Origin of the sequence: Nocardia thailandica NBRC 100428 (assembly GCF_000308795.1) — a bacterium.
GTDB lineage: Bacteria > Actinomycetota > Actinomycetes > Mycobacteriales > Mycobacteriaceae > Nocardia > Nocardia thailandica.
Window position 1 is genome coordinate 1 of sequence record NZ_BAGK01000276.1, and the last position, 1,375, is coordinate 1,375.

The window sequence follows — 1,375 nt, forward strand, 5'->3', positions numbered from 1 at the left end:
CGCCGACCGAACCCACGGTCTGCGTGAGGTCACCCGCCACACCGGTCAGGTCGCCGGCGACCCCGCTGACATCGCTGATGTTGCCGACCGAATTCGTCAGGTCACCCACCGTTCCCGTCACGGCGGTGACACCTCCGGCGATGCCGGTGAGGTCGCCGATGCTGTTCGTGAGGTCGCCGGTCGTACCCGTCACGTCGCTGACGGAGCCCGTGTTCTGCGTGAGATCGCCTGCGACACCGGCAACGTCACCAACGGTGTTGGTCAGGTCGCCGACCGTGCCGACGGTGTTCGTGAGGTCGCCCGCCACGCCGGTGATGTCGCCGACGGTGTTCGTCAGCTCGCCGACCGAGCCGCCGATGCCGGTCACATCGCCCACCGCGCCGACGAGGTCGCCGCCCACACCGGTGACATCGCCGAGGGAGCCGACGGTGTTGGTGAGGTCGCCCGCGACGCCCGAGAGGTCTCCGGAATTCGCGAGAGTCTGCGTCAGATCGCCCGCGACGCCGGCGACATCGCCGACGTTGCCGATGGACTGGGTGAGGTCGCCCGCGACGCCGGTGACATTGCCGATGTCGGCCGCGGTGTTCGTCAGATCGCCCACGGTCTGGGTGACACCCGCGATGTCACCGACCGAATTGGTCACGTCGCCCGCCACACCCGAAACGTCGCCCACCGAACCGATCACGTCGCCCGCCACACCCGAGACATCGCCGACCGAACCGATCACGTCGCCCGCCACACCCGAAACGTCGCCGACCGAACCGATCAGATCGCCGGCGACGCCGGTGACGTCGCCTACCGAGCCGACGGTGTTCGTCAGGTCGCCGGTCATTCCGGAGACATCGCCGACCAGGTCACCGCCGATTGCGGTGACGTCGCCGATGTCGGCCAGGGTTCCGGTTACGTCGCCGACGGAGTTGGTCAGGTCACCTGCCACGCCGGTGATGTCGCCGACGGAGCCGACGGTGCTCGTGAGGTCGCCCGCTACGCCCGCGATGTCGCCCACCGAGTTCGTGAGGTCTCCGGCCACACCCGAGACATCGCCGACGGTGTTCGTCAGGGCCGCGATGTCGCCGGCAGAATTCGTGACGTCGCCCGTGATGCCGGAGATCGAACCGGTCAGGTCGCCTGCCATTCCGGTGACGCCGCCCACGGAGCCCACGCTCTGGGTGAGGTCGCCTGCTACGCCGGAGATGTCGCCGGTCGAACCGATCACGTCGCCCGCGATGCCGGTGACCTCGGCCAACGAGCCGACGGTGTTCGCCACGTCGCCGACTACGCCGCTGCCGTTGCCGAGGGAGTTCGTCAGGTCGCCTGCGATACCGGTGAGATCGCCCGTCGAGACGAGGTCGCCCGCTACGCCGGTCACGTCGCC

Annotated in this window: 1 protein-coding gene; it reads right to left on the reverse strand. The window is 69.1% G+C overall.

Annotated elements, in window-relative coordinates; all coding sequences use genetic code 11:
• Positions 1–1,375 (reverse strand): beta strand repeat-containing protein (locus tag ON36_RS28495; protein WP_218001242.1); only part of this gene is annotated, 1,375 nt, incomplete at both ends.